Here is a 21,399-nt window from a genome sequence, read left to right as displayed (position 1 = left end):
CTGTCATCCGATCAACGGGAGTGTCCGAACACCAGCTCGATCGCGAACTGGCTGCCGAAGAAGGCCAGCAGCAGCAACAGCATGGCCGTCAATGTCCAGTGCACCGCCTTCACCCCGCGCCAGCCGTAGCGGCGGCGGCCGATCAGAAGCACGCCGAAAACGATCCACGACAGCACGCTCAGTACGGTCTTGTGCACCAGCTTCTGTGCAAGCAGGTCATCGACGAACAGGACGCCGGTGACCAGGGTCAGCGTGAGCAGGGCGAAGCCCACCGCGATGACCCGGAACAGCAGCGCTTCCAGATCGGCCAGCGGGGGCAGGGCGCGCAGCCAGGGCCGGAATTCGCGGCGGCGCAGCGCGCGTTCCTGCAGCCACAGCATGATCGCCAGCAATGCCGCGATGCTCAGCGTGGCGTAGGCCAGCAGGGCCAGCCAGGCATGGCTGGCCAACCGCCAGCCCAGCACCTTGCTCGGCTCGTGGCCATAGCCGTGATAGGCCAGCAGCAACAGTGCCGCGAGCGGAAACACCACCACGCCCAGCGCGGACATGCGGCCGCGTGCGCCCACCAGCGACGTCAGCCAGGCCATGCCCAGGCCGACCAGCGACAGCGCCGCGAAGAAATGCATGTCAGGCCCGCCGTTCGTGCGCATCGCCACCATCACGTGATAGCCGCCATGCAGCACGATGGCTGGCAGCGCCGGCCACAGCCAGGCGGGCGAACCTACGGCACCATCGCGGCCGAGCGCGCGCACCAGCAGGACGCTGGCGGCCAGGTAGAGCAGGACGGCGATGAGAACGATTGTCATCGTGGCAGTTTCGCATACCCCCGGGGTGCTGGCGACGGCCGCCGTGTCGCAGCCCGGGAGCAGGGGCGGACCGGCTATACTGTGTGCCTTATTGTCCCCCGTTTTCAGACAGGTCGCACCGCATGTTCGAGTCCCTGACCCAGCGCCTTTCCGGCACCATCGAGCGCCTGCGCGGCCGTGGCCGCCTGACCGAGGAGAACATCCGCGAGGCCACCCGCGAGGTCCGCATCGCGCTGCTCGAGGCCGATGTCGCGCTGCCGGTGGTACAGGCGCTGATCGAGCGCATCAAGGTGCGCGCCGTTGGCCAGGAAGTGTTGAAGTCGCTGACCCCCGGCCAGGCGCTGATCAAGGTCGTCCGCGACGAGCTGACCGCGGTGATGGGCGCTGAAGCCAGCGACCTGAACCTCAACGTGCCGGCGCCGGCCATCATCCTGATGGCGGGCCTGCAGGGCGCCGGCAAGACCACGACCGTGGGCAAGCTGGCCAAGCACCTGAAGGAAAAGCGCAAGAAGAAGGTGATGGTGGTCTCGGCCGACGTCTACCGTCCTGCGGCGATCGAGCAGCTGAAGACCCTGGCCGAACAGGTCGGCGTGCTGTTCTTCCCGTCCAGCGCCGACCAGAAGCCGGAAGCCATCGTCCGCGCCGCCATCGACGATGCGCGCAAGTCGTTCGTCGACGTGCTGCTGGTCGATACCGCCGGCCGCCTGGCCATCGATGAAGCGATGATGGCCGAGATCAAGGCCCTGCACGCAGCGGTCAACCCGGCAGAAACCCTGTTCGTGGTCGATGCCATGACCGGCCAGGACGCGGCCAACACCGCCAAGGCCTTCGGTGATGCGCTGCCGCTGACCGGCGTGGTGCTGACCAAGACCGACGGTGACGCCCGTGGCGGTGCCGCCCTGAGTGTGCGCTACATCACCGGCAAGCCGATCAAGTTCGTCGGCGTCAGCGAAAAGCCGGACGGCCTGGATGTGTTCCATCCGGACCGCATCGCCAGCCGCATCCTGGACATGGGCGATGTGCTGTCGCTGGTCGAGCAGGTCGAGCAGCAGGTCGACAAGGACAAGGCGGCCAAGCTGGCCGAGAAGGTCGCCAAGGGCAAGAAGTTCGACCTGAACGACATGCGCGACCAGCTGGAGCAGATGCAGAACATGGGCGGCATCGGCGGCCTGATGGACAAGCTGCCGGGCCTGGGCAACATCCCGGACCACCTCAAGCAGCAGGTCAGCCAGGGCAAGGAAGTGCCCCGCATGATCGCCATCATCAGTTCGATGACCAAGAAGGAACGGCGCAACCCGAACCTGCTCAACGGCTCGCGCCGCGCGCGCATCGCCAAGGGCTCGGGCGTGACTCCGGCCGACGTCAACAAGCTCATGAAGCAGTACATGCAGATGGAAAAGATGATGAGCAAAATGGCCGGCGGCGGCATGAAGGGCATGATGCGCAGCATGAAGGGCATGATGGGCGCCATGGGTGGCCGCGGCATGCCGTTCCGTTGATCAACATCGGGGGCGGAACCTGTTCGGATCCGACCCCGCCTGCAACGACTGGCGTATGCTGGGCGGCGACCTCTCCCGCAGGTATGTCGCGTGAACGCATCGCCGATTCTTGAACGCGCCGACGCCTTCTGTCGGCGTTTTTCATTGCAGCTTCCGATCCTCCTCGCCCCCATGGCCGGTGCCTGTCCGGTGCCGTTGTCGGCGGCGCTGGCCAATGCCGGCAGCATGGGCGCAATGGGCGCGGTGCTCTCCTCGGCCGCCGATATCGGGCGGTGGATGGATGAGTTCCGGGCCATTTCCACCGGCCCGGCGCAGGTGAACCTGTGGTTGCCGGACCCGGCGCCGACGCGCGACGTGGTCGCCGAATCCGCCAGCCGTGCCTTCCTCGCGCAGTGGGGACCGGAGGTGCCGGCCAGTGCGGCCGATGCCACGCCAGCCGATTTCGAGGACCAGTTCGCTGCGTTGCTGGCCGCGCGCCCGGCGGTGGCCTCGACCATCATGGGCGTGCTTTCCCCCGCGCATGTGCAGCGGTTGAAGGACGCCGGCATTGCCTGGATCGCCTGTGCCACCACGCTGGCCGAAGCGCGGGCTGCACAGGACGCCGGGGCCGATGCGGTGGTGGCACAGGGGGCTGAAGCCGGTGGCCATCGCGGGGCCTTCGATCCGGCGCTGGCCGAACGCCAGCTGGTCGGCCTGTTCGCACTGCTGCCGCGGCTGGCGGACCATCTTCAAGTTCCGGTGATCGCGGCCGGTGGCATCGCCGACGGGCGTGGCATCGCCGCGGCATTGACGCTGGGTGCCAGCGCGGTGCAGATCGGCACCGCGTTCCTGCGCACACCGGAGGCAGCACTGGCGCCGGCCTGGGCCGACGCGCTGGCGATCACGGAACCGGAGGATACCTGGCCGACGCGTGCGTTCAGTGGCCGACTGGGCCGCGGCCTGGCAACGCCCTATGTACGCGCCGCTGCGGCGGCCGGTGCGCCGGCTCCGCGCCCGTACCCGGTACAGCGTGGACTAACCGGGCCGATGCGCGCGCAGGCCACACGCGAGAACCGGCTGGCGGCGATGCAGGCCTGGGCCGGGCAGTCGGCGTGGATGGCACCGGCGCGGCCGGCGGCTGACGTGCTGCGCGGCATGTGGGAACAGGCGCAGGCGCTGCTGCGATGATGCTGACCTGCAACGGCCAGCCGGCGCAGGTGGAGGATCTGCTGCCGGCGCTGGTGAATTACGGTCACTTCACCTCGCTGCAGGTGCGTGGCGGAGCAGTGCAGGGATTGGACCTGCATCTGGCTCGACTGTCGCAGGCCACACGAGACCTGTTCGGCAGCGAGCTGGACACCGCGCAGGTGCGGGGCTGGATGGCGCAGGCGCTGCAGAGGGCCGGTCTTGCCGACGCCTCGCTGCGGGTGACGGTGTTCTCGCGTCACTTCGACTTCCGCGATCCACTGGCCCGCGTGGCGGTCGATGTGCTGGTGGCGGTATCCGCGCCGGTATCGCTGTCCACGCCGCGCCGCGTGCGCAGCGTCACCTGGCAGCGGGAGCTGCCGCAGATCAAGCACGTCGGCACGTTCGGCCTGTTCGCGCAGCGGCGCGCGGCGATGGCCGACGGGTTTGACGACGCGCTTTTCGTGGACACGCAGGGGCACGTCAGCGAGGGCACGACCTGGAACGTGGCCGTGCATGATGGGCACCAGCTGATCTGGCCACGCGCCGCCGCGCTGCGGGGTACCGCAGAGGCCCTGCTGCGTGAGCATTGGAACGGACCGCAGGTGTGCCGGCCCCTGCCGGCAGGCGCCCTGCATGGAGTGCAGGCTGCGTTTGCCTGCAACGCCAGCGGACTCTGGGCGCTGCAGAGCATTGATGGGCGGGTCCTGGCCGGCTCGCTGGCGTTGGCTGAACAGGGCAGGGCGGTACTGGCCGGCGTGCCGTGGCAACCGCTTTCCTGAACGGATGCATGGCCTGCCGGCCGCCGGGCATGGCCCGGCGCTACCGTGACGCGTGGGGTTGGCTCGGCCACGCTCTGCCGCTATAATCGCCCGCTTACCTCGCCATCCTGGCGACTGGGCAATAGGAAAAACACACCATGGTCAAGATTCGACTGACCCGCGGCGGCGCCAAGAAGCGTCCGTTCTACCACATCATCGTCACCGACGTGCGCAGCGCGCGCGACGGCCGCAACATCGAGCGCGTTGGCTTCTACAACCCGGTCGCCCAGGGCGCCGAGAAGCGCATCGAGCTGGATCTGGCCCGCGTTGACCATTGGGTCAAGAACGGCGCCCAGCCGACCGACAAGGTCCGCAACCTGATCAAGGAAGCGACCAAGTCCCAGGCCGCTGCGGCCTGATCCTGACGGGCCACGCTCCGGCGTGGCCCTCCTGGTTGAAGCAGATGAAAGATATCGAGCGCCGCATCCTGCTGGGCAGGATTGTCGGCGCTTTTGGTGTGCGCGGCGAGATCAAGCTCGAGTCCTGGACCGAGCCACGTTCCGCCATTTTCCGTTACCAGCCATGGATCGTGCGCAGTCCGTCCGGCGTGGAAACCACGATTGAAGGTGTGCGGGGTCGCGACAGCGGCAAGCACCTGGTCGCGCGTTTCCCCGGCGTCGAGGACCGTGACGCGGTCGAAGCCATGCGTGGCACCGAGATCTACGTGCCGCGCAGCGCGCTGCCGCCGCCGAATCCGGATGAATATTACTGGGTCGACCTGGAAGGCCTGGACGTGAAGACGACCGAGGGCGTTGCCCTGGGCCAGGTCTCGCACCTGTTCAGCACCGGTGCCAACGACGTGGTGGTGGTCCGTGGCGACCGCGAGCGGATGATCCCGTTCGTGCTGCCGGACTTCGTCGTTTCGGTGGACTTCGAGGCGAACCTGGTCGTGGTCGACTGGGATCCCGAGTTCTGAGCATGCGTTTCGACGTCATCACCCTGTTCCCCGAGTTCCTCGCCCAGTCTGCTGGACTGGGCGTGGTCGGACGCGCGCAGGAGAAAGGGTTGTTCAGCCTTCACGGCTGGAATCCCCGTGATTACGCCGAAGGCAACTACCGCCGGGTGGACGACCGTCCCTTCGGCGGTGGCCCGGGCATGGTGATGCTGATCGAACCGCTGCAGGCCTGCCTGCAGGCGATCCGCAATGCCGATCCGACCCCGGCCAGGGTGATCTACCTCAGCCCGCAGGGGGCGCCGTTGACCCAGGCCAAGGTCCGTGAACTGGCGGCGCTGCCGCGCATGGTCCTGCTCTGTGGGCGCTACGAGGGCATCGACGAGCGCTTCCTGGAAGCCAATGTCGACGAGGAGATTTCCCTCGGCGACTACGTGCTGTCCGGCGGCGAGCTGGGCGCAGCGGTCATCATCGACGCCGTGGCCCGCCTGCAGGAGGGGGCCCTGAACGACGCTGAATCGGCGGCACAGGACAGCTTCGAGGGCGACCTCGGCCTGCTCGACTGCCCGCATTACAGCCAGCCGGCCCAGCACCCGCTGGGTGACGTGCCGGAGGTGCTGCGCTCGGGCAACCACGCGGCCATCGCCGCCTGGCGCCGCCAGCAGTCCCTGGTCCGTACCGCCCAGCGGCGCCCGGACCTGCTGGATGAACAGGCGCTGGGCAAGACCGACCGCAAACTGCTGGAGCAGGGCCGTCAGGCCCGGAAACAAAAGGCCAGCCCCTAGCGCAGGGCTGGCGTTATCGGCTATCATGGCCAATTCCCGCCGGCCCCGGCTGGCGTGCGCAGTACCCAAAACAAACGTGCAGCACAGTCCGGTGACTGCATGAGCCTACGTTGTCGAATCGACACGCCCACCCGAACAAGAATCGGTGTAACCCATGAGCAAGCTGAACAAGTCCATCGTCGCGGAATTCGAATCCGCCCAGATCACCCGCGAACTGCCGAAGTTCAGCCAGGGCGACACCGTTGTCGTCAACGTGAAGGTGAAGGAAGGCAACCGTGAGCGCGTGCAGGCCTACGAAGGCGTTGTGATCGGCACCAAGAATGCCGGCCTGAACTCCTCGTTCACCGTCCGCAAGATCTCGCACGGCTACGGCGTCGAGCGCGTCTTCCAGACCCACAGCGCCATCATCGACTCGGTCGAAGTGAAGCGCCGCGGCAAGGTCCGCGCCGGCAAGCTGTACTACCTGCGTGGCCTGGAAGGCAAGGCTGCCCGCATCAAGGAAGACCTGGCTGCCGCTGCGCAGGCCAAGGCTGCCCGTCTGGCCGAAAAGGCCTGATAGACAACTCCGGTTGTTGCCGCGACGGCCGCCTTCGGGCGGCCGTTTGCGTTTGTGCTCCTGCATCCGCTAGGTTCGTGCGATGAACAAGAACGACCTGCGCTATCCCGACCGCATCCGCGCGGCGCTTCGTCTGCTGGACGACAAGGGGCTGCCGCGCGCGCAGTCCGCACCGTTGCTGCATCGGACGCTGTGGCGGATGGGCGTCGCTGTGCCGCCGCCGATCCTGGCCGGTTTCCGCATCAACGCGCTGGTGCAGGGGCTGCTGTTCGGCCTGTTCTGGTGCGCCCTGATGTGGCTGCTGCTGTGGCAGGGCGGTGAGCGTCCACTCGGCCTGCTGCTGGGTGCCGGATTGCTGGCGGGCGGCCTGTTCGGTGTGGTGATGGCGCTCCTGATGCGCTCGCTTCAACGCCAACGACAGCTGCCCGAATGGCGCCAGTTCCTGGCCTCGCTGGCGGACTGAAGCGATGGCGCAGTGCGCCGTGACCGCAGGCTGCCGATGGCGCTAGTCTGCGGCTTCATTCCCATGCATGCGCCGTGCGATGCCTTCCAAGCGAGCCGCACCTTCCACTGCACCCAGGCTCCTGTCCGGGGGAAATCCGCAGATCGCCAAGGGCGAGGGTGATGCGCCGGTGCAGGCGTACATCGCCGCCATGCCGGACTGGAAGCAGCCCATCGGCGCACGCCTCGACGCACTGATCGGCCAAGCCGTGCCCGGCGTGCACAAGGCGGTGAAGTGGAACTCGCCGATGTACGCGGTGGCCGCCGATGCCGGCTGGTTCCTCAGCTTCCATTGCTTCGCCCGTTACATCAAGGTCGCGTTCTTCCGCGGCGCGGCCCTGCAACCGATGCCACCGGAGCCGTCCAGAAGCGCCGATACCCGCTACCTGCACATCACGCAGGAGGGCATGCTGGATGAAGCGCAGTTCCTCGAGTGGGTCCGCCAGGCCGCTGCATTGCCCGGCGAACGCATGTAAGCCCGCCATTCCGGACGTTCCGCCGACGAGAGCACACGATGACCACGCATGCACCGAACCCCGACGACGCCGGAACACCCGCGGCCGCACTGATCGATGCGCGCATCGCGGAACTGGGTGACTGGCGCGGTGAAACGCTGGCACGCGTTCGGGCGCTGATCCATGAAGCGCTGCCGGAGGTGCAGGAAACCTGGAAGTGGCGGGGCACACCGGTATGGGAGCATCACGGCATCCTGTGCACCGGTGAGACCTACAAGCAGGCAGTGAAGCTGACCTTCGCCCAGGGGGCGGCCTTGCCGGACCCGAAGCGCCTGTTCAACGCCAGCCTGGAAGGCAACACGCGGCGCGCGATCGACATCCATGAAGGCACCATGCCCGATGCCACGGCGTTCAAGACCCTGATGCGCGCGGCGGCCAAGCACAACGCCGCGAAGAACAAGCGGTAGCACCGGGCCATGCCCGGCGCTACCGGGTCACGGCATCCGGGTCCGCCACCGGTGACGGTGGGCAGGCAGGAATCTCCGACGGTGTGGCAATCGCCTCGGCCTTCGCGGGTGTGCTGATCATCTTCGCCTTGCGCCACCCCCCCCAGCGGTAGTACGCCAGCGACAGCAGCATCGACACCAGAGAACTGACCGGGAAACTCCACCAGATCGCATCTGCGCCCCAATAGGGCTGCAGCAGTTCGGCGAACGGAACGCGCACGCCCCACAGTGACGCGGCCAGGATCAGCAGTGGTGGAATCACCGCACCCGTCGAGCGCACCACGCCGGAAATCACGAAGCTCACGCCGAAGAACAGGAACGAGCCGACCACCACATGGTTGAGGTGGCGCGCGATCTGCAGCGACTCGCTGCCCTGCGGCAGGAACAGGGCCAGCGAGTACTGGTCCAGCAGCACCAGCGGCAGGATCAACGCACCGGTCAGCAGGAAATTGAACAGCACGCCCTTGCGTGCGGTGCCGCGAACGCGATCCCACTGCTGGGCACCCACGTTCTGTGCGGCCATCGTGGAACAGGCCGCGCCGATCGCCATCGCCGGCATCTGCACGTAGTTCCACAATTGCAGCGAGGCGCCATAGGCCGCTGCGGTTTCGGTGCCGTACTGGTTGACCATGGTCATCAGCAGGATCACCGACAGCGAGATCAGCACCATCTGCAGGCCCATCGGCACGCCTTTGACCACCAGTGCCTTGAGGATGGTCAGGTCCAGCTTGAACAGGCGCATGTCGGCGCGACCCAGCCACAGCGTGTGGCGCTTGTGCCGCATGTACAGCAGCAGGCCGCCCAGCGAGAGGGTCTGCGACACCAGCGTGGCCCAGGCCGAACCGGCGATGCCCAGCTCCGGGAACGGCCCCATGCCGAAGATCAGTACCGGATTCAATGCGATGTCCAGCACGACCGACAGCAGCAGGAAGCGGAACGGCGTACGCGAGTCACCGGCACCGCGCAGCGCGGCGCTGAGGAAGGCAAAGGCATACAACGTCGGCATTGCCAGGAAGATGATGCGCAGATAGGCCTCGGCCAGTGGCAGCGAGGCCGCCGGCGTGCCCATCGCCGCCAGCAGCGGATGGGCCATGAACCAGCCGGCGATGGCGATGATCGCCGACAGGCCGATGAAGAACGTGGCACTGGTGCCGACCACGCGCCGTGCCTGGGCGATATCCCGTGCACCGATGGCCTGGCCGATCAGGATGGTGGAGGCCATGCCGAAGCCGAACACCGAACCGATCAGGAAGAACATGATGTTGTTGGCGTTCGCGGTGGCAGTCAGTGCCGCTTCGCCGAGGAAGCGCCCGACCCATACCGCGTTCACCGAACCGTTCAGCGACTGCGCGATGTTGCCCGCCAGGATCGGCAGCGAGAACAGCAGGAGATTGCGGCCGATCGGGCCGGCGGTCAGGTCAAGCGGCGCTTTGGCCATGGGGTGGTGATCGAATCCCGGGAGGCGCACACTAGCACCAAGCCGGTTCGCGGGATGTGGCAATGCATCAACGACAGCAGGTGAGGTCGATCACGTTGGCCTTGATTGGCGGCCTGCTGGCCGCATGTTCGTCGGGAGACCGGCTGGGCGATACCCAGGTGCGGCCGACCGACCGCCCCGAATGTCTGGTCGGCAGCCAGCGCCAGGATCTCGCTGCCGGAGCACCGACCCTGATCGGGGGCAGCGGCTGCCGCACCGACCCCGACAATCCGCGCCCCCTGAACAAGCGAACGGAGTAGTACCTGCCGATGCCTGAGCTTTCCCCGCTGTCGCCCAGTGTCCGTCTGGACATCTGGTTGTGGGCGGCCCGTTTCTTCAAGACCCGCAGCCTGGCCAAGCAGGCCATCGAAACCGGCAAGGTCAGCGTGGCCGGTCAGCGGCCGAAGTCCTCGCGCGCGGTGCGCGTGGGTGAGCACCTGCAGGTCGATCGCGGCGAGGAGCATTTCGAGATCCAGGTGATGGGCCTGAGCGACCAGCGCGGGCCTGCCCCGGTCGCGCACCAGCTGTATGCCGAGAGCGAGGCCTCGAAGGCACGGCGCGCCGAGCAGCGCGCACTGCGCATCGCCGCGCGCGACGGCTTCCAGCCACCGGAGCACAAGCCGGACAAGCGCGCGCGGCGTCTGATCCGCGCGCTGGGCGACATCGACGCGCTGTAACGCGAACGCCCCCAAGGCAGCGCCGGGCCATGCCCGGCGAGCCCTTCAGTGGCAGCGCCGGGCCATGCCCGGTGGGCCTTCCGACAGCAGCGCCGGGCCTGCCGGTGATCAGCCGTGCAGGTCGTAGCGGTCCAGCTCCATCACCCGGGTCCACGCCGCGACGAAGTCCTGCACGAACTTCTTCTCGCCGTCTGCACTGCCATAGACCTCTGCCAGCGCACGCAGCACCGCATTGGATCCAAATACCAGATCAGCACGGGTGGCGGTCCAGCGTGCGGCGCCGTCGTTGCGGCTGCGGCCTTCGTAGGTTTCACGACCGGTGGCCTTCCACTGCGTGCCCATGTCCAGCAGGTTGACGAAGAAGTCGTTGCTGAGTGTCCCGGGCCGATCGGTGAAGACGCCGTGCGCGCTGCGATCGGCATTGGCACCCAGTACGCGCAGGCCACCGACCAGCACGGTCAGCTCCGGGGCGGTCAGCGTCAGCAGTTGCGCCCGGTCGATCAGCAGCGCTTCGCCCGGAACGCTGTAGGCGCCCTTGAGGTAGTTGCGGAATCCATCGGCCGCCGGTTCCAGCACCGCGAACGATTCCACGTCGGTCTGCTCCTGGCTGGCGTCGGTACGGCCCGGCGTGAACGGTACGCTGATGTCATACCCACCGGCCTTGGCGGCCTGTTCGATGCCCACGCCACCGGCCAGCACGATCAGGTCGGCCAGCGACACCTGCCTTTCACTGCCGGCATTGAACCCGCTCTGCACCTTTTCCAGTGCGGCCAGCACCTTGGCCAGACGGGTGGGCTGGTTTACCGGCCAGTCCTTCTGCGGTGCCAGGCGGATGCGCGCACCATTGGCGCCGCCCCGCTTGTCCGAGCCACGGAAGGTGGAGGCCGATGCCCAGGCCGTGGAGACCAGTTCAGGGACGCTCAGGCCGCTTGCGGCGATCGCCTGCTTCAGGGTGGCCACGTCCCTGGCATCGATGAGCGGGTGCTTTGCGGCCGGCAGCGGATCCTGCCAGATGAACTCTTCGGCCGGCACTTCCGGCCCCAGATAGCGCGCGCGCGGCCCCATGTCGCGATGGGTCAGCTTGAACCAGGCGCGCGCGAACGCATCGGCAAACGCCTGCGGATCGGCCAGGAAGCGGCGCGAGATCTTTTCGTAGGCGGGATCCATGCGCAGCGACAGATCGGTGGTCAGCATGGTCGGGCGGTGCTTCTTCGAGGCGTCGTGCGCATCGGGAATGACCGCCTCGGCATCCTTGGCCACCCATTGATGCGCGCCGGCCGGACTTTTGGTCAGTTCCCATTCGTACTTGAACAGGTTCTCGAAGAAGTCATGGCTCCACTGCGCTGGAGTACGGGTCCAGGTGACTTCCAGGCCACTGGTGATGGTGTCGCCGCCCTTGCCGCTGCCGAAGCTGTTGGCCCAGCCCAGGCCCTGGCTTTCCAGATCGGCCGCTTCAGGCTCCTTGCCGACGTTGTCGGCCGGGCCGGCGCCATGGGTCTTGCCGAAGCTGTGCCCGCCTGCGATCAGCGCCACCGTCTCTTCATCGTCCATTGCCATGCGGCCGAACGTGTCACGGATGTCATGTGCAGCCAGTACCGGGTCGGGGTTGCCGTCAGGGCCCTCGGGATTCACATAGATCAGGCCCATCTGCACCGCGGCCAGCGGGTTCTCCAGCTTGCGCGAATGCACGTCGCCATCGGCATCGTCATCGGACACCAGCACGCCGTGGGATTCCACCACGCCTTCGGAGCCGTGCTTGTAGCGCACGTCACCGCCCAGCCATGTGGTTTCGCGGCCCCAGTACACATCCTGATCCGGTTCCCAGGTATCGGGACGGCCACCGGCGAAGCCCAGTGTCTTGAAGCCCATCGACTCCAGCGCGACATTGCCGGTCAGGATAAGCAGGTCGGCCCAGGAGATGGCCTGGCCGTACTTCTGCTTGATCGGCCACAGCAGGCGTCGCGCCTTGTCCAGACTGACGTTGTCCGGCCAGCTGTTGAGCGGGGCGAAGCGCTGCTGGCCGCGGCCGCCGCCACCGCGGCCATCACCGATGCGATAGGTGCCGGCGCTGTGCCACGCCATGCGGATGAACAGGCCGCCGTAGTGACCGAAATCGGCCGGCCACCAGTCCTGCGAGTCCGTCATCAGTGCTTTCAGGTCTGCCTTCAGCGCGGCATAGTCCAGGCTCTTGAACGCCGATGCGTAATCAAAGCCGGCATCGAGCGGGTTGGAGCGCGCGGAATGCTGGTTGAGCAGGTCCACGCGCAGCTGGTTCGGCCACCAGTCGCGGTTGGTCGTCGCGTCACCGACGACGGCATGGTTGAAGGGGCACTTCGCTTCGCTTTTCATGGGTCTCTACCTGTGGACTGGCGAAAGGTGGAATCGGGGGAGGCCCGACCCACATTAGGTGGCGCCTGTGGATCGGTAAATTCGATTGATTCAACCAATGCGATAGTGGCTGTCTATTAGGTCCGGGGCTTGTACGGGTGTGTGCGATCAGCGCTTGAGCAACCCCGAGCCGAGCTTCAGCAGGTCGCTGGCCCCGAACTGGCCGTCGCCGTCCTGATCGAGCACACCGCCCAGCATGCTGCCGATGCCGCCGGACTGCTGCGCCTCCTGGCCGAGGGCGCTGCTGAGTTCGCTGGCGTTGCCCTGCTGGGCGAAGCGCTGGGCCAGGAAGGACATGACGATGGGCGCAAGGATCGCCAGCAGCTTGCCGGAGGTGCCGCTGTCCAGGCCGGTCTTCTGGCCAAGCACCTGAGCGGCCTGCGGCTGCTGGCCACCGAAGATGTGGCCGAGGATGCCGGCCCCATCGGTGGCGCCGCTGCCGCCGCCACCCATCACTGCGGCGAGGATGCTGCCGAGGTCGAAGCCGCCACCCCCACCACTGCCCAGATGGTCACGCTGCAGCGCATTGAGCAGGGACTGCGCGCCCTGCGGCTCGCTGGCGTTCTGGCCCATTGCGCCCAGCAGCAGCGGCAAGGCGCTGCCCGCCGCCTGGGTGGTCTGGCTGCTGTCCAGGCCGAGCTGCTGGGAAACCTGCTGCAGGCCTTGCCCCTGCTGCAGCTGCTGGAAGAGGGATGCGGCGAGGGATTCGGTGTTCATGGCGGTCTCCGTTCTGTGAAGGAAGGACCGCCCGAGCATAACGCCGCCTGCACGACGGAAATGCGAAGGCTGCCGGGCGCAGGCTCGCTCTGACCGGGGGCGGGAGGGGGGCCGGCGTTGCGCCGGTCCCATGCCGGTTACAGCAGTGACTTCAGCCGATACAGCGCTTCCAGCGCCTGTTTGGGCGTCAGTTCGTCCGGATCGATGGCGGCCAGCGCCTCCTGCGCCTTGCTGGACGGGGCATTGAACAGGCCGAACTGCTGCGGGGCATCCAGCGCCTGAGGGGCCAGCTCCGCCGCATGGCTCTCGCTGCCCCGTTGTTCCAGTTCGGCCAGGCGCCGCCGCGCCTGTGCCACGGTCGATCGAGGCAGGCCGGCCAGCGCGGCCACCTGCAGTCCGAAGCTGCGGTTGGCCGGGCCGTCCTTCACAGCGTGCATGAACACCAGCGCTTCGCCATGCTCGACCGCATCCAGGTGCACGTTGGCGATACCGCTGCGGCCGCCCTCGTACTGCTCGTCGGCCAGCGCGGTCAGCTCGAAATAGTGGGTGGCGAACAGTGTGTAGCAGCGGTTCTCGTAGGCGAGGTGGCGGGCCACCGCGTCGGCCAGGGCAAGGCCGTCATAGGTGGAGGTGCCGCGGCCGATCTCATCCATCAGCACCAGCGAATGTGGGCTGGCGTGATGCAGGATGTAGCTGGTCTCGGCCATTTCGACCATGAAGGTCGACTGCCCGCGGGCGAGATCGTCGCCGGCGCCGATGCGGGTCAGGATGCGGTCGATCGGGCCGATCACGGCGCGGCTGGCCGGTACGAAGGAGCCGATGTGGGCCAGAAGCACGATCAGTGCATTCTGCCGCATGTAGGTGGATTTACCGCCCATGTTCGGGCCGGTGATGACCAGCATCCGGCGGTCCGGGTGCAGGTCCAGATCGTTCGGCTCGAAGGGCTGCTCGCGCACGGCTTCCACGACAGGGTGACGGCCGCGCTCGATCTTCAGGCAGGGTGCCGTTTCCAGTTCCGGGCGCGACCAGTCCAATGCCTGCGCGCGCTCGGCGAATGCGGCCAGCACATCCAGTTCGCTCAACGCGGCGGCACACTGCTTCAGCGGCTCCAGCTGTGCACCCAGCGTGTCCAGCAGCTGCTCATACAGGAACTTCTCGCGCGACAGCGAGCGGTCGCGCGCGGACAGTACCTTGTCCTCGAACGCCTTCAGTTCTTCGGTGATGTAGCGCTCGGCGTTGGTGAGGGTCTGGCGGCGCGTGTAGTGCACCGGTGCGCGGTCGGCCTGGCCCTTGCTGATCTCGATGTAATAGCCGTGCACACGGTTGTAGCCGACCTTCAGTGTGGCAATGCCGCTGCTTTCGCGCTCGCGCCGCTCAAGGTCGACCAGGAACTGGTCGGCGTTCGTGGACAGGCGTCGCAGCTCATCCAGCTCCTCGTCGAAGCCATCGGCCAGCACGCCGCCATCGCTGAGTTTCAGCGGCGGCATTTCAGCGATGGCACGCGCGAGCAGCTGCGCGCAGTCGTCATGCTCGCCCAGCGCGGCGTACAGCGCCTGCAGGCGTGGCGAGTCCAGTGGCGCCAGCACGTCGCGCACCGCAGGCAACAGGCCCAGGCCATCGCGCAGTGTCGAGAAATCGCGGGGGCGTGCCGAGCGCAGGGCGACGCGGGTGAGGATGCGCTCGAGGTCACCCAGGCGACGGAACTGTTCGCGGATGTCGCCATCGCTGCCGCGATCGATCAGCGTCGCTACCGCATGGTGGCGCTGTACCAGCACCTCGCGCAGGCGCAACGGGCGATGCAGCCAGCGACGCAGCAGGCGGCCGCCCATCGGCGTGACGGTGCTGTCGAGCACGCCCAGCAGGGTATTGCGGGTATCGCCGTCGACCCGCGTATCCAGCTCCAGGTGGCGGCGGGTCGCGGCGTTCATGGCGATCGCCTCGCCGGCGGTTTCCATCGCGATCGAGGTCAGGTGCGGCAGGCGCTGCTTCTGGGTTTCTTCGACATAGCCGAGCAGGGCGCCTGCGGCGGCCGTGGCGCGTGGCTTGTCGTCGATGCCGAAGCCGCTCAGGTCATGCAGCTTGAAGAAGGCCAGCAGCTGCCGACGACCGCTGTCCGCATCGAACAGCCATGGCGCGCGGCGACGCACACCGCTGCGCTGGCGCAGGAAGTCCGGCCAGTTCTCCTCGTCCGGCACCAGCAGCTCGGCCGGCTCCAGGCGCGCCAGCTCGGCTTCCAGCGCGTCGTCGGTGTCGACCTCGTTGACCAGGAAGCGGCCACCGGCGAGGTCGGCCCAGGCTAGGCCGTAGCCCTGCCGGGTGCGCGACAGGGCCATCAGCAGGGTGTCGCGGCGTTCGTCGAGCAGTGCTTCGTCGGTGACCGTACCGGGGGTGACGATGCGGACCACCTTGCGCTCGACCAGCCCCTTGGCCAGGGCCGGGTCGCCGATCTGCTCGCAGATCGCCACGGATTCGCCCAGCGCCACCAGCCGTGCCAGGTAGCCCTCGTAGGCATGCACGGGCACACCGGCCATCGGAATCGGGGCGCCGCCGGAACTGCCGCGCTGGGTCAGGGTGATGTCGAGCAGGCGTGCAGCCTTGCGTGCATCGTCGTAGAACAGCTCGTAGAAGTCGCCCATGCGGAAGAACAGCAGCAGATCCGGGTACTCGGACTTCGCTGCGAAGAACTGCTTCATCGCCGGGGTATGTTCGGCACTGGCCTTGGCCGACGAGGGTTTCACTTTGGAATCAGCGGTTTGCAAGAGAGCTTCCTACCGGTTGTAGCGGTCGATCCGGGGCCACGGCGGCGGCAGTGACTCAAACAGGATCACATTGATGGCGCGACAGGCACACAGCGGATCGACCATGGATACGGTTGTTGCGACGCAGGCAGATGCCCGGCGCCGCCGACGCATCAAGTTTAAGCTGACCTACCGGCAAATCTGCCAACTGGGCATCATCGGCTGACACATCACGCAGGAGGTGGAGCTGTGACGCGGCGATTCGGTCCATTGTGGGTGATTGCGATCCTCTTCGCGCCGCTGGGAGCCAGCGGTGGGACGCCTGCTGACCCGGAGCTGCGCGGCGAGCTCCTGCGGATGAAGGATGCCGATCAGGCGGTCCGGGACCTTCCGCTGACCACCGAGGGCGAGGAGAGGGTGCTCAGTGCCGTCGATGCGGTGCATACCGCTCGGCTGAAGGCGATCGTTGCGGCCCATGGCTGGCCGACCGTGGCGCAGGTGGGCCAGGACGGGGCGGACGCGGCCTGGCTGCTGGCCCAGCATGCCGACAAGGATCCGGCGTTCCAGCGCTCTGTTGCGGAAGCCATGGAGCCCTTGGTAGCGACGGGGCAGGTCAAAGCGTCCAATTACGCCTACCTCTGGGACCGCACCCACGACCCCCAGCGCTATGGAACGCAGGGGCGTTGTGCAGACCCGGGGCGTTGGGAGCCACGTGCGGTTGAAGCACCTGAGACGCTTGACGAGCGTCGTGCTCGAATGGGCCTGGCGCCCATGGCGGAGTATCAAGCGATGGTCTCCAGGCATTGCGAGCAGTTTGGGCGTTAAGATCGGATCAGCAGTTGGGGCACTGCGCGCGGAGAGGCAGGGGTGAGTCGCACACTCCTTCGGTTCAGGCCGAGGGGGGAGGGGAGCGAATGCCGGCCAGCGGATCCCGCAGGATGCCGAGCCAAGGCTCGACGATCTGCTCGAATGCAAAAACGTGTTCCCGGTGCAGGTCCATGCCGCTGAGGTAGTGGCGGATGCTGCGTTCGAATTCATCGGCCGCGTCCAGATTGCCTGCGTTCGTGCGGAGCAGAAGAACGGTGGCCGCTTCCAGTGCCGCCACACGGACATGCATCCGGTTCATGGCCCCCTGGAGGCGCAGCAAGGCATCCCGCGTCTCAGTGTTCATCGGACCTCCCGGGGAAGATCGCTGCATCGGTCCGCGAACCTGCGAGCCGCCGCTGGAGAGTGAGAGCGACACTCGGATCAATGAGGGCAACCTCCTGGTTGGATGCCAGGCAGACCCGGTGGCTGCAGAGCGGCAATCCCTGCCCATCGTTGCTGATGGGGTGGACGTGGCCGAGCGGGACACTCTCGATGGTGAGCACCTGGTCAAGCGCCAGGGCGACAAGCTGGACGCCGGCCTGCACCAGCAGCATCGCCGGGCAGCGGGCACCGCAGCGGGTGCCGCCCGTGACAAGGCCAAGATCCACGACGGGCACCGTCTGCCCGCGTACGGACACGCTGGACAGGCCGTCCGTACCCCGGGTCAGAGCCTCCGGACCACGTATTTCCACCGCCGATTCAACATCGATCCCGAACAGCGCCGCACCGGCACGAACAACCACCAGTTCCAGGAACGGCTGCGGTGACGCGTGGTGCGCGGGAGCGGCGGCAAGCGGGAGGGCACTGTGGTCGATGGCATCCGCGCGGGGCAACCGCTTGACGAACTCCTCGAAGCGCATGCGGCTGACCGCCTGCCGGTTGTGGCAGCAGGGGCAGACCAGGATCCCTGCGCCGCGCAGATCGGTCAGGCCTGCGCCCGCCTTCAGCATCGAGGTGTGGTTGCATGCACGGCATGTTGCTTGCACTGCGTGCAGGCGTGTCAGCGCTCCTTCAGTGGTCAGGTCTCCCTGAACAAGGCGAAGCAGAAAGGAACCTGTGTTGGCCACTGGCAGACTTCTCGGATGGATCAGGAGCAGGCAACTGCCCCGGGATTCTCGGCGGCTTCCATGAAGGGATCAAACGCACGCCGCGCAGTCCATCCGCGGGTGCAGGCCTGGCTCATTCGAGCAGGTGGGGTGCAACAGTGAGTCTATCGGTCAGTTCGGTCGCACTGATGGGCCTGCACAATGCAAAGCCCTGGATCTGGTCGCATCCGAGCTCCCGCAGCGTGGTGACCTGGTCGGCGGTTTCAGCCCCCTCAGCGACGGCGGTGTAGCCCAGATCATGGGCCAGGCCGATGATGGCACGGACTTTCAGGCGGGCCCGCGTGTCGGTCGAGATTCCATCAATCAGCGATTTGTCCAGCTTCAGCGTGTGGATCGGCAGTTCGGTCAGGTAGGCGAAGTTGCTGTAGCCGCTGCCGAAGTCGTCCAATGCCAGGCGGATTCCCGCCGATGCCATCCGCCTGAGCTGCTCGCCGGGCACGGAGTTCACCCGCAACCATTCTCCTTCGGTGATCTCGATCTCGAGGTCGCTGCAGCGCAGCCCCTCGGCATGGATCCTGGCGACCAGCGCATCGGCCATGCCGGCACGGGCCACATTCCGTGCAGACAGATTGATCGACAGGCCCAGCGTGATGCCGTCGCGTCTCCAGCATGACAGCTGCTCCAGCGCTCGGTCGACGACCCACTCCGTGACCTTCTCCATCAGTGCGTTACGTTCGAATACCGGGATGAATTCGGCAGGGCTGACCGGGCCAAGCCGAGGATGATCCCAGCGGATCAGCGCCTCCGCTGACACCGCACTGAGATCAGACCCGCGGAAACGAGGCTGGTAGAGCAGATGGAATTCGTCGTGGCGCAGGCCGTCGCGGGCGCCGGCAAGCAGGTAATACTCGCGCCGCAGACTTTCATCGCGGGGGGCGGAGTACCAGCAGTAGGTGACCTGGCTGGACACTGCCCAGTGAAGTCCCACGAACATCCCGCGGATGATGTCGTCGGCGCTGTCCTTGCCGGTTTCGGCCTGGCAGAGGCCGACGTGGACGAGAGGCCGGAGGGGCTGCGCTGCACCCTCCCTGGGCTGCGTCAGGCGCAGGTGCAGCGCTTCCACCAGGCGCTCGACGGCGTCACGGGTGGGCAGCTCCACGATGAAGGCGAAACGGCTGCCGCCCATATGGTGGACGTCCGCCTGGCCGTCCAGGGCGGCCTCGATGCGTGCTGCGTCCTGCCTGACCCGCGTCTCCAGCGAGGCCATGCCGAAGGCCTGACAGGGCTCGGCATTCGGCAGGTCAAGGACATCGACGAGGACGGCGACGGGCGATCGGCCCGGTAACCGGGGTGATCGTGTGGTGTAGTCGATCGTGAAGGTATGTCTGTCCAGCAGCCCGCTGGAGGTCCCGTGGCGGCTGGACAACGCATGCGGCCGCAGGGGGCGTGTCACCGCCCCGATGAGGGACGGCAACGTGCGCCGATCAGTCAAGGAGAGTTTCCTGGGCAGGCTATCCATCGAAGGACCCCGGGCATCGCGGGCGGCGCGCAGTGGCGCCGCCCTTGAGGCTTACTGCCGGGCTACCAGGGTCAACCCGGAATATGTTCCCGTGAGGCGGATCATGTAGGTGACCGCCGAGGGCGAGCCGATCCGCACCGACTCCGAATTGGTCGGTCGGGTTGATTTCGCATCGTAATCGGAAGCACTGGGGACGCGCTGCGCCGCTACATACAGCGATACGTCGCCTTTGCCGCCCAGCGTCATGATGGTCAACGGTGTGCCGGCCCGGGCGGTGAAACTGTAGGTCCGCTCTGCGGAGGTGCTTGACAGCCCGCGCAGTTCGACTGCATTGCTCAGTTCCACATTCGGCGGGGTGCAGCTCTCGACGGTGGGATCGCAGGGTTCGGTGGTCGCGGCGGTTACCAGTGCATTGGCGTCGAGGATTCCCGCGCCCATCGGTGTGCTGGTGGGAATGCTGGCCGGGAAAGGACGCGCAGTGGATTTCAGCAGGTCCCGCATCTGGTCCCAGCGCAGCGGCGTGGTGGCCACGCTCTGGACCAGCGCTGCCGCCGCGGCCACATGGGGCGATGCCATCGAGGTGCCGGTATATCCCCCGATGCCGAACTCGGTCGTGGGGCGGGTGGTGCCCGTGTTGACGATCTGGAAGATGTAGCCGTTCGGGTCTCCATCAACACCTCCACCGCCACCTGGCGCGGACAGATCCACCCGGTTGCCCCAGCTGGAGTAGCTGGCCTTGCCGCCGGTGACACGCGTGGCGCCGACGCTGATCACATCCTTGCAGGAGGACATCGTGTAGGTGCCGGCATCGGCGTTGGAGTTGCCGGCTGCCACCACCACCATCGCACCGCGTCGGTTCACTTCGTCGATGGCGTCCTGGTAGATCTGCGGGCAGGCGTCGGGCCCATTGCTGCCCAGGCTCATGTTGAGCACTTCTGCCGGATTGGCATTGACCGGCAGGCCGGCAACGGTCGCACCGACCGCCCACAACATGCCATCGGCAATGTCGCTGCCGTACCCGCCACACGAACCCAGCACACGCACCGGCAGAATCCTGGCGTTGTGGGCCAGGCCGGCCAGACCGACACCGTTGTTGGTCTGCTGCGCGACGGTACCGGAGACGTGGGTGCCGTGCCAGGAGCTGTCGCGGGCGGCGTGCGGAGGCGCGCCCAGCGCCGTGCAGTAATTGGCTTCCATCCAGTCGCCCTGGTCCCAGCCACCGGCGACGCGGGCGTCGGTGTCGCGACGGGAGATCAAGCGGTCGGAGATCATGTCATAGCCCGGCAGCACGTTGTCCTTCAGGTCGGGCGTGTTTTCCACGACGCCGGTGTCGATCACCGCCACCACGACGCCTGCGCCGGTGGAGATGTCCCAGGCCTGGTCGGCGCGTACTCCACCGGTCTGATCGTGGAAGTTCCACTGCAGCTGGGCATATTGAGGATCATTCGGGATCAGTTTCGGCTGCACCATGCCGCGCCCGGTGTCGAGCGCCTGGTAGAGCCGGTCCACGTCCACCGACGTCACGCCGGGTTCGGCCGCCAGCTCGCGGACGAAGGCTGCCGTCTCGGCGGAGTTGAGCCGGCGTGAAGTCTGCACCACGTACCAGCCAGGTACGGCCATGTTGCGCAGGACACTGGCCCGGGCGGCCGGACGGGCGGCTGCGCGTGCCGTCGCCGCAGCCGCCGTGGTGATGCCTGAACGCTGCGCCGAGCTGGCGAGCGACTGCGTCAACAGGCTGCGTGACTGGGTGGTGGTGCCGGTCGTCTTGACGATGAAGCGCTGGCCGACCGACGGCTGGGCGGTCGATGGGGCGGCAGCCACGTTGCGCTTGATCACCTTGCTGGTATCCAGGCGTGGTGCGGCATGGGCGGCGCTGGTGCTGATCAACACCGAAGCGATTGCAGCGGCCAGTGAGGTGTGGATGGACATGGTGGGTCTCCAGGGAAAGGGTGAAGCGCGTCGGAGCGGGAGTGGTCGGTGTCGCT

23 protein-coding genes are annotated in these 21,399 nt (G+C 67.0%); 14 read left to right on the top strand and 9 right to left on the bottom strand.

Annotated features, from left to right (window positions below):
• Window positions 1-11: 11 nt before the first annotated feature.
• On the bottom strand, window positions 12-806 hold the full coding sequence (locus AC5P76_RS06535) for a cytochrome C assembly family protein (RefSeq protein ID WP_053518974.1): 795 nt from the start codon (window positions 804-806) through the stop codon (window positions 12-14).
• A gap of 122 nt (window positions 807-928) precedes the next feature.
• Here AC5P76_RS06535 and ffh point away from each other — a divergent pair, with 122 nt between their 5' ends.
• From ffh to AC5P76_RS06485, 10 genes are all read left to right on the top strand, one after another.
• A complete protein-coding gene (gene ffh / locus AC5P76_RS06530) occupies window positions 929-2,305 on the top strand; it encodes a signal recognition particle protein (protein ID WP_053518973.1) in 1,377 nt (458 codons plus the stop codon).
• Between the two features lie 90 nt (window positions 2,306-2,395).
• A complete protein-coding gene (locus AC5P76_RS06525) occupies window positions 2,396-3,472 on the top strand; it encodes an NAD(P)H-dependent flavin oxidoreductase (RefSeq protein ID WP_253118959.1) in 1,077 nt (358 codons plus the stop codon).
• A complete protein-coding gene (locus tag AC5P76_RS06520) occupies window positions 3,469-4,251 on the top strand; it encodes an aminotransferase class IV family protein (RefSeq protein ID WP_253118961.1) in 783 nt (260 codons plus the stop codon). Before AC5P76_RS06525 ends, AC5P76_RS06520 begins: the two co-directional genes overlap by 4 nt.
• Window positions 4,252-4,388: 137 nt before the next feature.
• On the top strand, window positions 4,389-4,649 hold the full coding sequence (gene rpsP, locus AC5P76_RS06515; protein WP_005415733.1) for a 30S ribosomal protein S16: 261 nt from the start codon (window positions 4,389-4,391) through the stop codon (window positions 4,647-4,649).
• A 44-nt stretch (window positions 4,650-4,693) separates the two neighbouring features.
• Window positions 4,694-5,206 (top strand): ribosome maturation factor RimM, encoded by a 513-nt coding sequence (gene rimM / locus AC5P76_RS06510; RefSeq protein WP_053518968.1) that lies wholly within the window; start codon window positions 4,694-4,696, stop codon window positions 5,204-5,206.
• Between the two features lie 2 nt (window positions 5,207-5,208).
• A complete protein-coding gene (gene trmD, locus AC5P76_RS06505) occupies window positions 5,209-5,967 on the top strand; it encodes a tRNA (guanosine(37)-N1)-methyltransferase TrmD (RefSeq protein ID WP_053518966.1) in 759 nt (252 codons plus the stop codon).
• 154 nt (window positions 5,968-6,121) lie between these two features.
• Window positions 6,122-6,523, top strand: a complete 402-nt coding sequence (rplS, locus tag AC5P76_RS06500) for a 50S ribosomal protein L19 (protein ID WP_053518963.1) — start codon at window positions 6,122-6,124, stop codon at window positions 6,521-6,523.
• Window positions 6,524-6,605: 82 nt separating this feature from the next.
• Entirely contained in the window at window positions 6,606-6,986 is a 381-nt protein-coding gene (locus tag AC5P76_RS06495) for a DUF6404 family protein (RefSeq protein ID WP_053518961.1), read from the top strand.
• A gap of 79 nt (window positions 6,987-7,065) precedes the next feature.
• Window positions 7,066-7,500 (top strand): DUF1801 domain-containing protein, encoded by a 435-nt coding sequence (locus tag AC5P76_RS06490; protein ID WP_053518995.1) that lies wholly within the window; start codon window positions 7,066-7,068, stop codon window positions 7,498-7,500.
• Window positions 7,501-7,538: 38 nt separating this feature from the next.
• Window positions 7,539-7,946 (top strand): DUF1801 domain-containing protein, encoded by a 408-nt coding sequence (locus AC5P76_RS06485; protein ID WP_053518959.1) that lies wholly within the window; start codon window positions 7,539-7,541, stop codon window positions 7,944-7,946.
• Between the two features lie 19 nt (window positions 7,947-7,965).
• Here AC5P76_RS06485 and AC5P76_RS06480 read toward each other — a convergent pair whose 3' ends face one another.
• Window positions 7,966-9,423 carry an MATE family efflux transporter gene (locus AC5P76_RS06480; protein ID WP_053518957.1) on the bottom strand — a complete coding sequence of 486 codons (1,458 nt, stop codon included), beginning with the start codon at window positions 9,421-9,423 and terminating at the stop codon, window positions 7,966-7,968.
• 62 nt (window positions 9,424-9,485) lie between these two features.
• Between AC5P76_RS06480 and AC5P76_RS06475 the strand changes: the two genes are divergently transcribed.
• Window positions 9,486-9,722 (top strand): hypothetical protein, encoded by a 237-nt coding sequence (locus tag AC5P76_RS06475; protein ID WP_253118963.1) that lies wholly within the window; start codon window positions 9,486-9,488, stop codon window positions 9,720-9,722.
• Between the two features lie 9 nt (window positions 9,723-9,731).
• Window positions 9,732-10,139: an RNA-binding S4 domain-containing protein gene (locus tag AC5P76_RS06470; protein ID WP_053518953.1), complete on the top strand. Its 408-nt coding sequence runs from the start codon at window positions 9,732-9,734 to the stop codon at window positions 10,137-10,139.
• Window positions 10,140-10,247: 108 nt separating this feature from the next.
• On the opposite strand, the gene katG is transcribed toward AC5P76_RS06470, so the two are convergent.
• From katG to mutS, 3 genes are all read right to left on the bottom strand, one after another.
• Window positions 10,248-12,488: a catalase/peroxidase HPI gene (katG, locus tag AC5P76_RS06465; RefSeq protein WP_253118965.1), complete on the bottom strand. Its 2,241-nt coding sequence runs from the start codon at window positions 12,486-12,488 to the stop codon at window positions 10,248-10,250.
• Between the two features lie 147 nt (window positions 12,489-12,635).
• Window positions 12,636-13,244 carry a DUF937 domain-containing protein gene (locus AC5P76_RS06460; protein ID WP_253118966.1) on the bottom strand — a complete coding sequence of 203 codons (609 nt, stop codon included), beginning with the start codon at window positions 13,242-13,244 and terminating at the stop codon, window positions 12,636-12,638.
• Between the two features lie 137 nt (window positions 13,245-13,381).
• Complete coding sequence (mutS, locus tag AC5P76_RS06455) at window positions 13,382-16,003, bottom strand: DNA mismatch repair protein MutS (RefSeq protein ID WP_495222706.1); 2,622 nt, start codon at window positions 16,001-16,003, stop codon at window positions 13,382-13,384.
• Between the two features lie 73 nt (window positions 16,004-16,076).
• Between mutS and AC5P76_RS06450 the strand changes: the two genes are divergently transcribed.
• Together AC5P76_RS06450 and AC5P76_RS06445 are read left to right on the top strand one after the other, a co-directional pair.
• Window positions 16,077-16,208 carry a hypothetical protein gene (locus AC5P76_RS06450; protein ID WP_262101097.1) on the top strand — a complete coding sequence of 44 codons (132 nt, stop codon included), beginning with the start codon at window positions 16,077-16,079 and terminating at the stop codon, window positions 16,206-16,208.
• A 23-nt stretch (window positions 16,209-16,231) separates the two neighbouring features.
• Window positions 16,232-16,807: a DUF6624 domain-containing protein gene (locus tag AC5P76_RS06445; RefSeq protein WP_197600850.1), complete on the top strand. Its 576-nt coding sequence runs from the start codon at window positions 16,232-16,234 to the stop codon at window positions 16,805-16,807.
• Between the two features lie 64 nt (window positions 16,808-16,871).
• On the opposite strand, the gene AC5P76_RS06440 is transcribed toward AC5P76_RS06445, so the two are convergent.
• From AC5P76_RS06440 to AC5P76_RS06425, 4 genes are all read right to left on the bottom strand, one after another.
• Entirely contained in the window at window positions 16,872-17,153 is a 282-nt protein-coding gene (locus AC5P76_RS06440; protein WP_146256219.1) for a hypothetical protein, read from the bottom strand.
• Window positions 17,143-17,799, bottom strand: a complete 657-nt coding sequence (locus tag AC5P76_RS06435; RefSeq protein WP_253118968.1) for a chemotaxis protein CheW — start codon at window positions 17,797-17,799, stop codon at window positions 17,143-17,145. The genes AC5P76_RS06440 and AC5P76_RS06435 overlap by 11 nt, the downstream gene beginning before the upstream one ends.
• Before the next feature lie 229 nt (window positions 17,800-18,028).
• Window positions 18,029-19,414, bottom strand: coding sequence for an EAL domain-containing protein (locus AC5P76_RS06430; RefSeq protein WP_495222705.1), 1,386 nt, complete (start codon window positions 19,412-19,414; stop codon window positions 18,029-18,031).
• Between the two features lie 51 nt (window positions 19,415-19,465).
• Complete coding sequence (locus tag AC5P76_RS06425) at window positions 19,466-21,343, bottom strand: S8 family peptidase (protein ID WP_495222704.1); 1,878 nt, start codon at window positions 21,341-21,343, stop codon at window positions 19,466-19,468.
• Between the last annotated feature and the right edge of the window lie 56 nt (window positions 21,344-21,399).

Source organism: Stenotrophomonas sp. YJH_SMC_36 (assembly GCF_059369935.1).
Note: the sequence above shows the minus strand (reverse complement) of the source record. Positions and strands in the feature narration are given on the sequence as shown.

Coding starts and splice junctions, on each gene's coding strand:
- AC5P76_RS06485 (WP_053518959.1), top strand. CDS start 7,539: ATGACCACGCATGCACCGAACCCCGACGACGCCGGAACACCCGCGGCC.
- rplS (WP_053518963.1), top strand. CDS start 6,122: ATGAGCAAGCTGAACAAGTCCATCGTCGCGGAATTCGAATCCGCCCAG.
- trmD (WP_053518966.1), top strand. CDS start 5,209: ATGCGTTTCGACGTCATCACCCTGTTCCCCGAGTTCCTCGCCCAGTCT.
- rimM (WP_053518968.1), top strand. CDS start 4,694: ATGAAAGATATCGAGCGCCGCATCCTGCTGGGCAGGATTGTCGGCGCT.
- AC5P76_RS06430 (WP_495222705.1), bottom strand. CDS start 19,414: ATGGATAGCCTGCCCAGGAAACTCTCCTTGACTGATCGGCGCACGTTG.
- AC5P76_RS06480 (WP_053518957.1), bottom strand. CDS start 9,423: ATGGCCAAAGCGCCGCTTGACCTGACCGCCGGCCCGATCGGCCGCAAT.
- AC5P76_RS06450 (WP_262101097.1), top strand. CDS start 16,077: ATGGCGCGACAGGCACACAGCGGATCGACCATGGATACGGTTGTTGCG.
- AC5P76_RS06520 (WP_253118961.1), top strand. CDS start 3,469: ATGATGCTGACCTGCAACGGCCAGCCGGCGCAGGTGGAGGATCTGCTG.
- AC5P76_RS06425 (WP_495222704.1), bottom strand. CDS start 21,343: ATGTCCATCCACACCTCACTGGCCGCTGCAATCGCTTCGGTGTTGATC.
- AC5P76_RS06475 (WP_253118963.1), top strand. CDS start 9,486: ATGCATCAACGACAGCAGGTGAGGTCGATCACGTTGGCCTTGATTGGC.
- AC5P76_RS06435 (WP_253118968.1), bottom strand. CDS start 17,799: ATGCTGAAGGCGGGCGCAGGCCTGACCGATCTGCGCGGCGCAGGGATC.
- rpsP (WP_005415733.1), top strand. CDS start 4,389: ATGGTCAAGATTCGACTGACCCGCGGCGGCGCCAAGAAGCGTCCGTTC.
- AC5P76_RS06495 (WP_053518961.1), top strand. CDS start 6,606: ATGAACAAGAACGACCTGCGCTATCCCGACCGCATCCGCGCGGCGCTT.
- AC5P76_RS06535 (WP_053518974.1), bottom strand. CDS start 806: ATGACAATCGTTCTCATCGCCGTCCTGCTCTACCTGGCCGCCAGCGTC.
- AC5P76_RS06470 (WP_053518953.1), top strand. CDS start 9,732: ATGCCTGAGCTTTCCCCGCTGTCGCCCAGTGTCCGTCTGGACATCTGG.
- AC5P76_RS06490 (WP_053518995.1), top strand. CDS start 7,066: ATGCCTTCCAAGCGAGCCGCACCTTCCACTGCACCCAGGCTCCTGTCC.
- ffh (WP_053518973.1), top strand. CDS start 929: ATGTTCGAGTCCCTGACCCAGCGCCTTTCCGGCACCATCGAGCGCCTG.
- AC5P76_RS06460 (WP_253118966.1), bottom strand. CDS start 13,244: ATGAACACCGAATCCCTCGCCGCATCCCTCTTCCAGCAGCTGCAGCAG.
- katG (WP_253118965.1), bottom strand. CDS start 12,488: ATGAAAAGCGAAGCGAAGTGCCCCTTCAACCATGCCGTCGTCGGTGAC.
- AC5P76_RS06440 (WP_146256219.1), bottom strand. CDS start 17,153: ATGAACACTGAGACGCGGGATGCCTTGCTGCGCCTCCAGGGGGCCATG.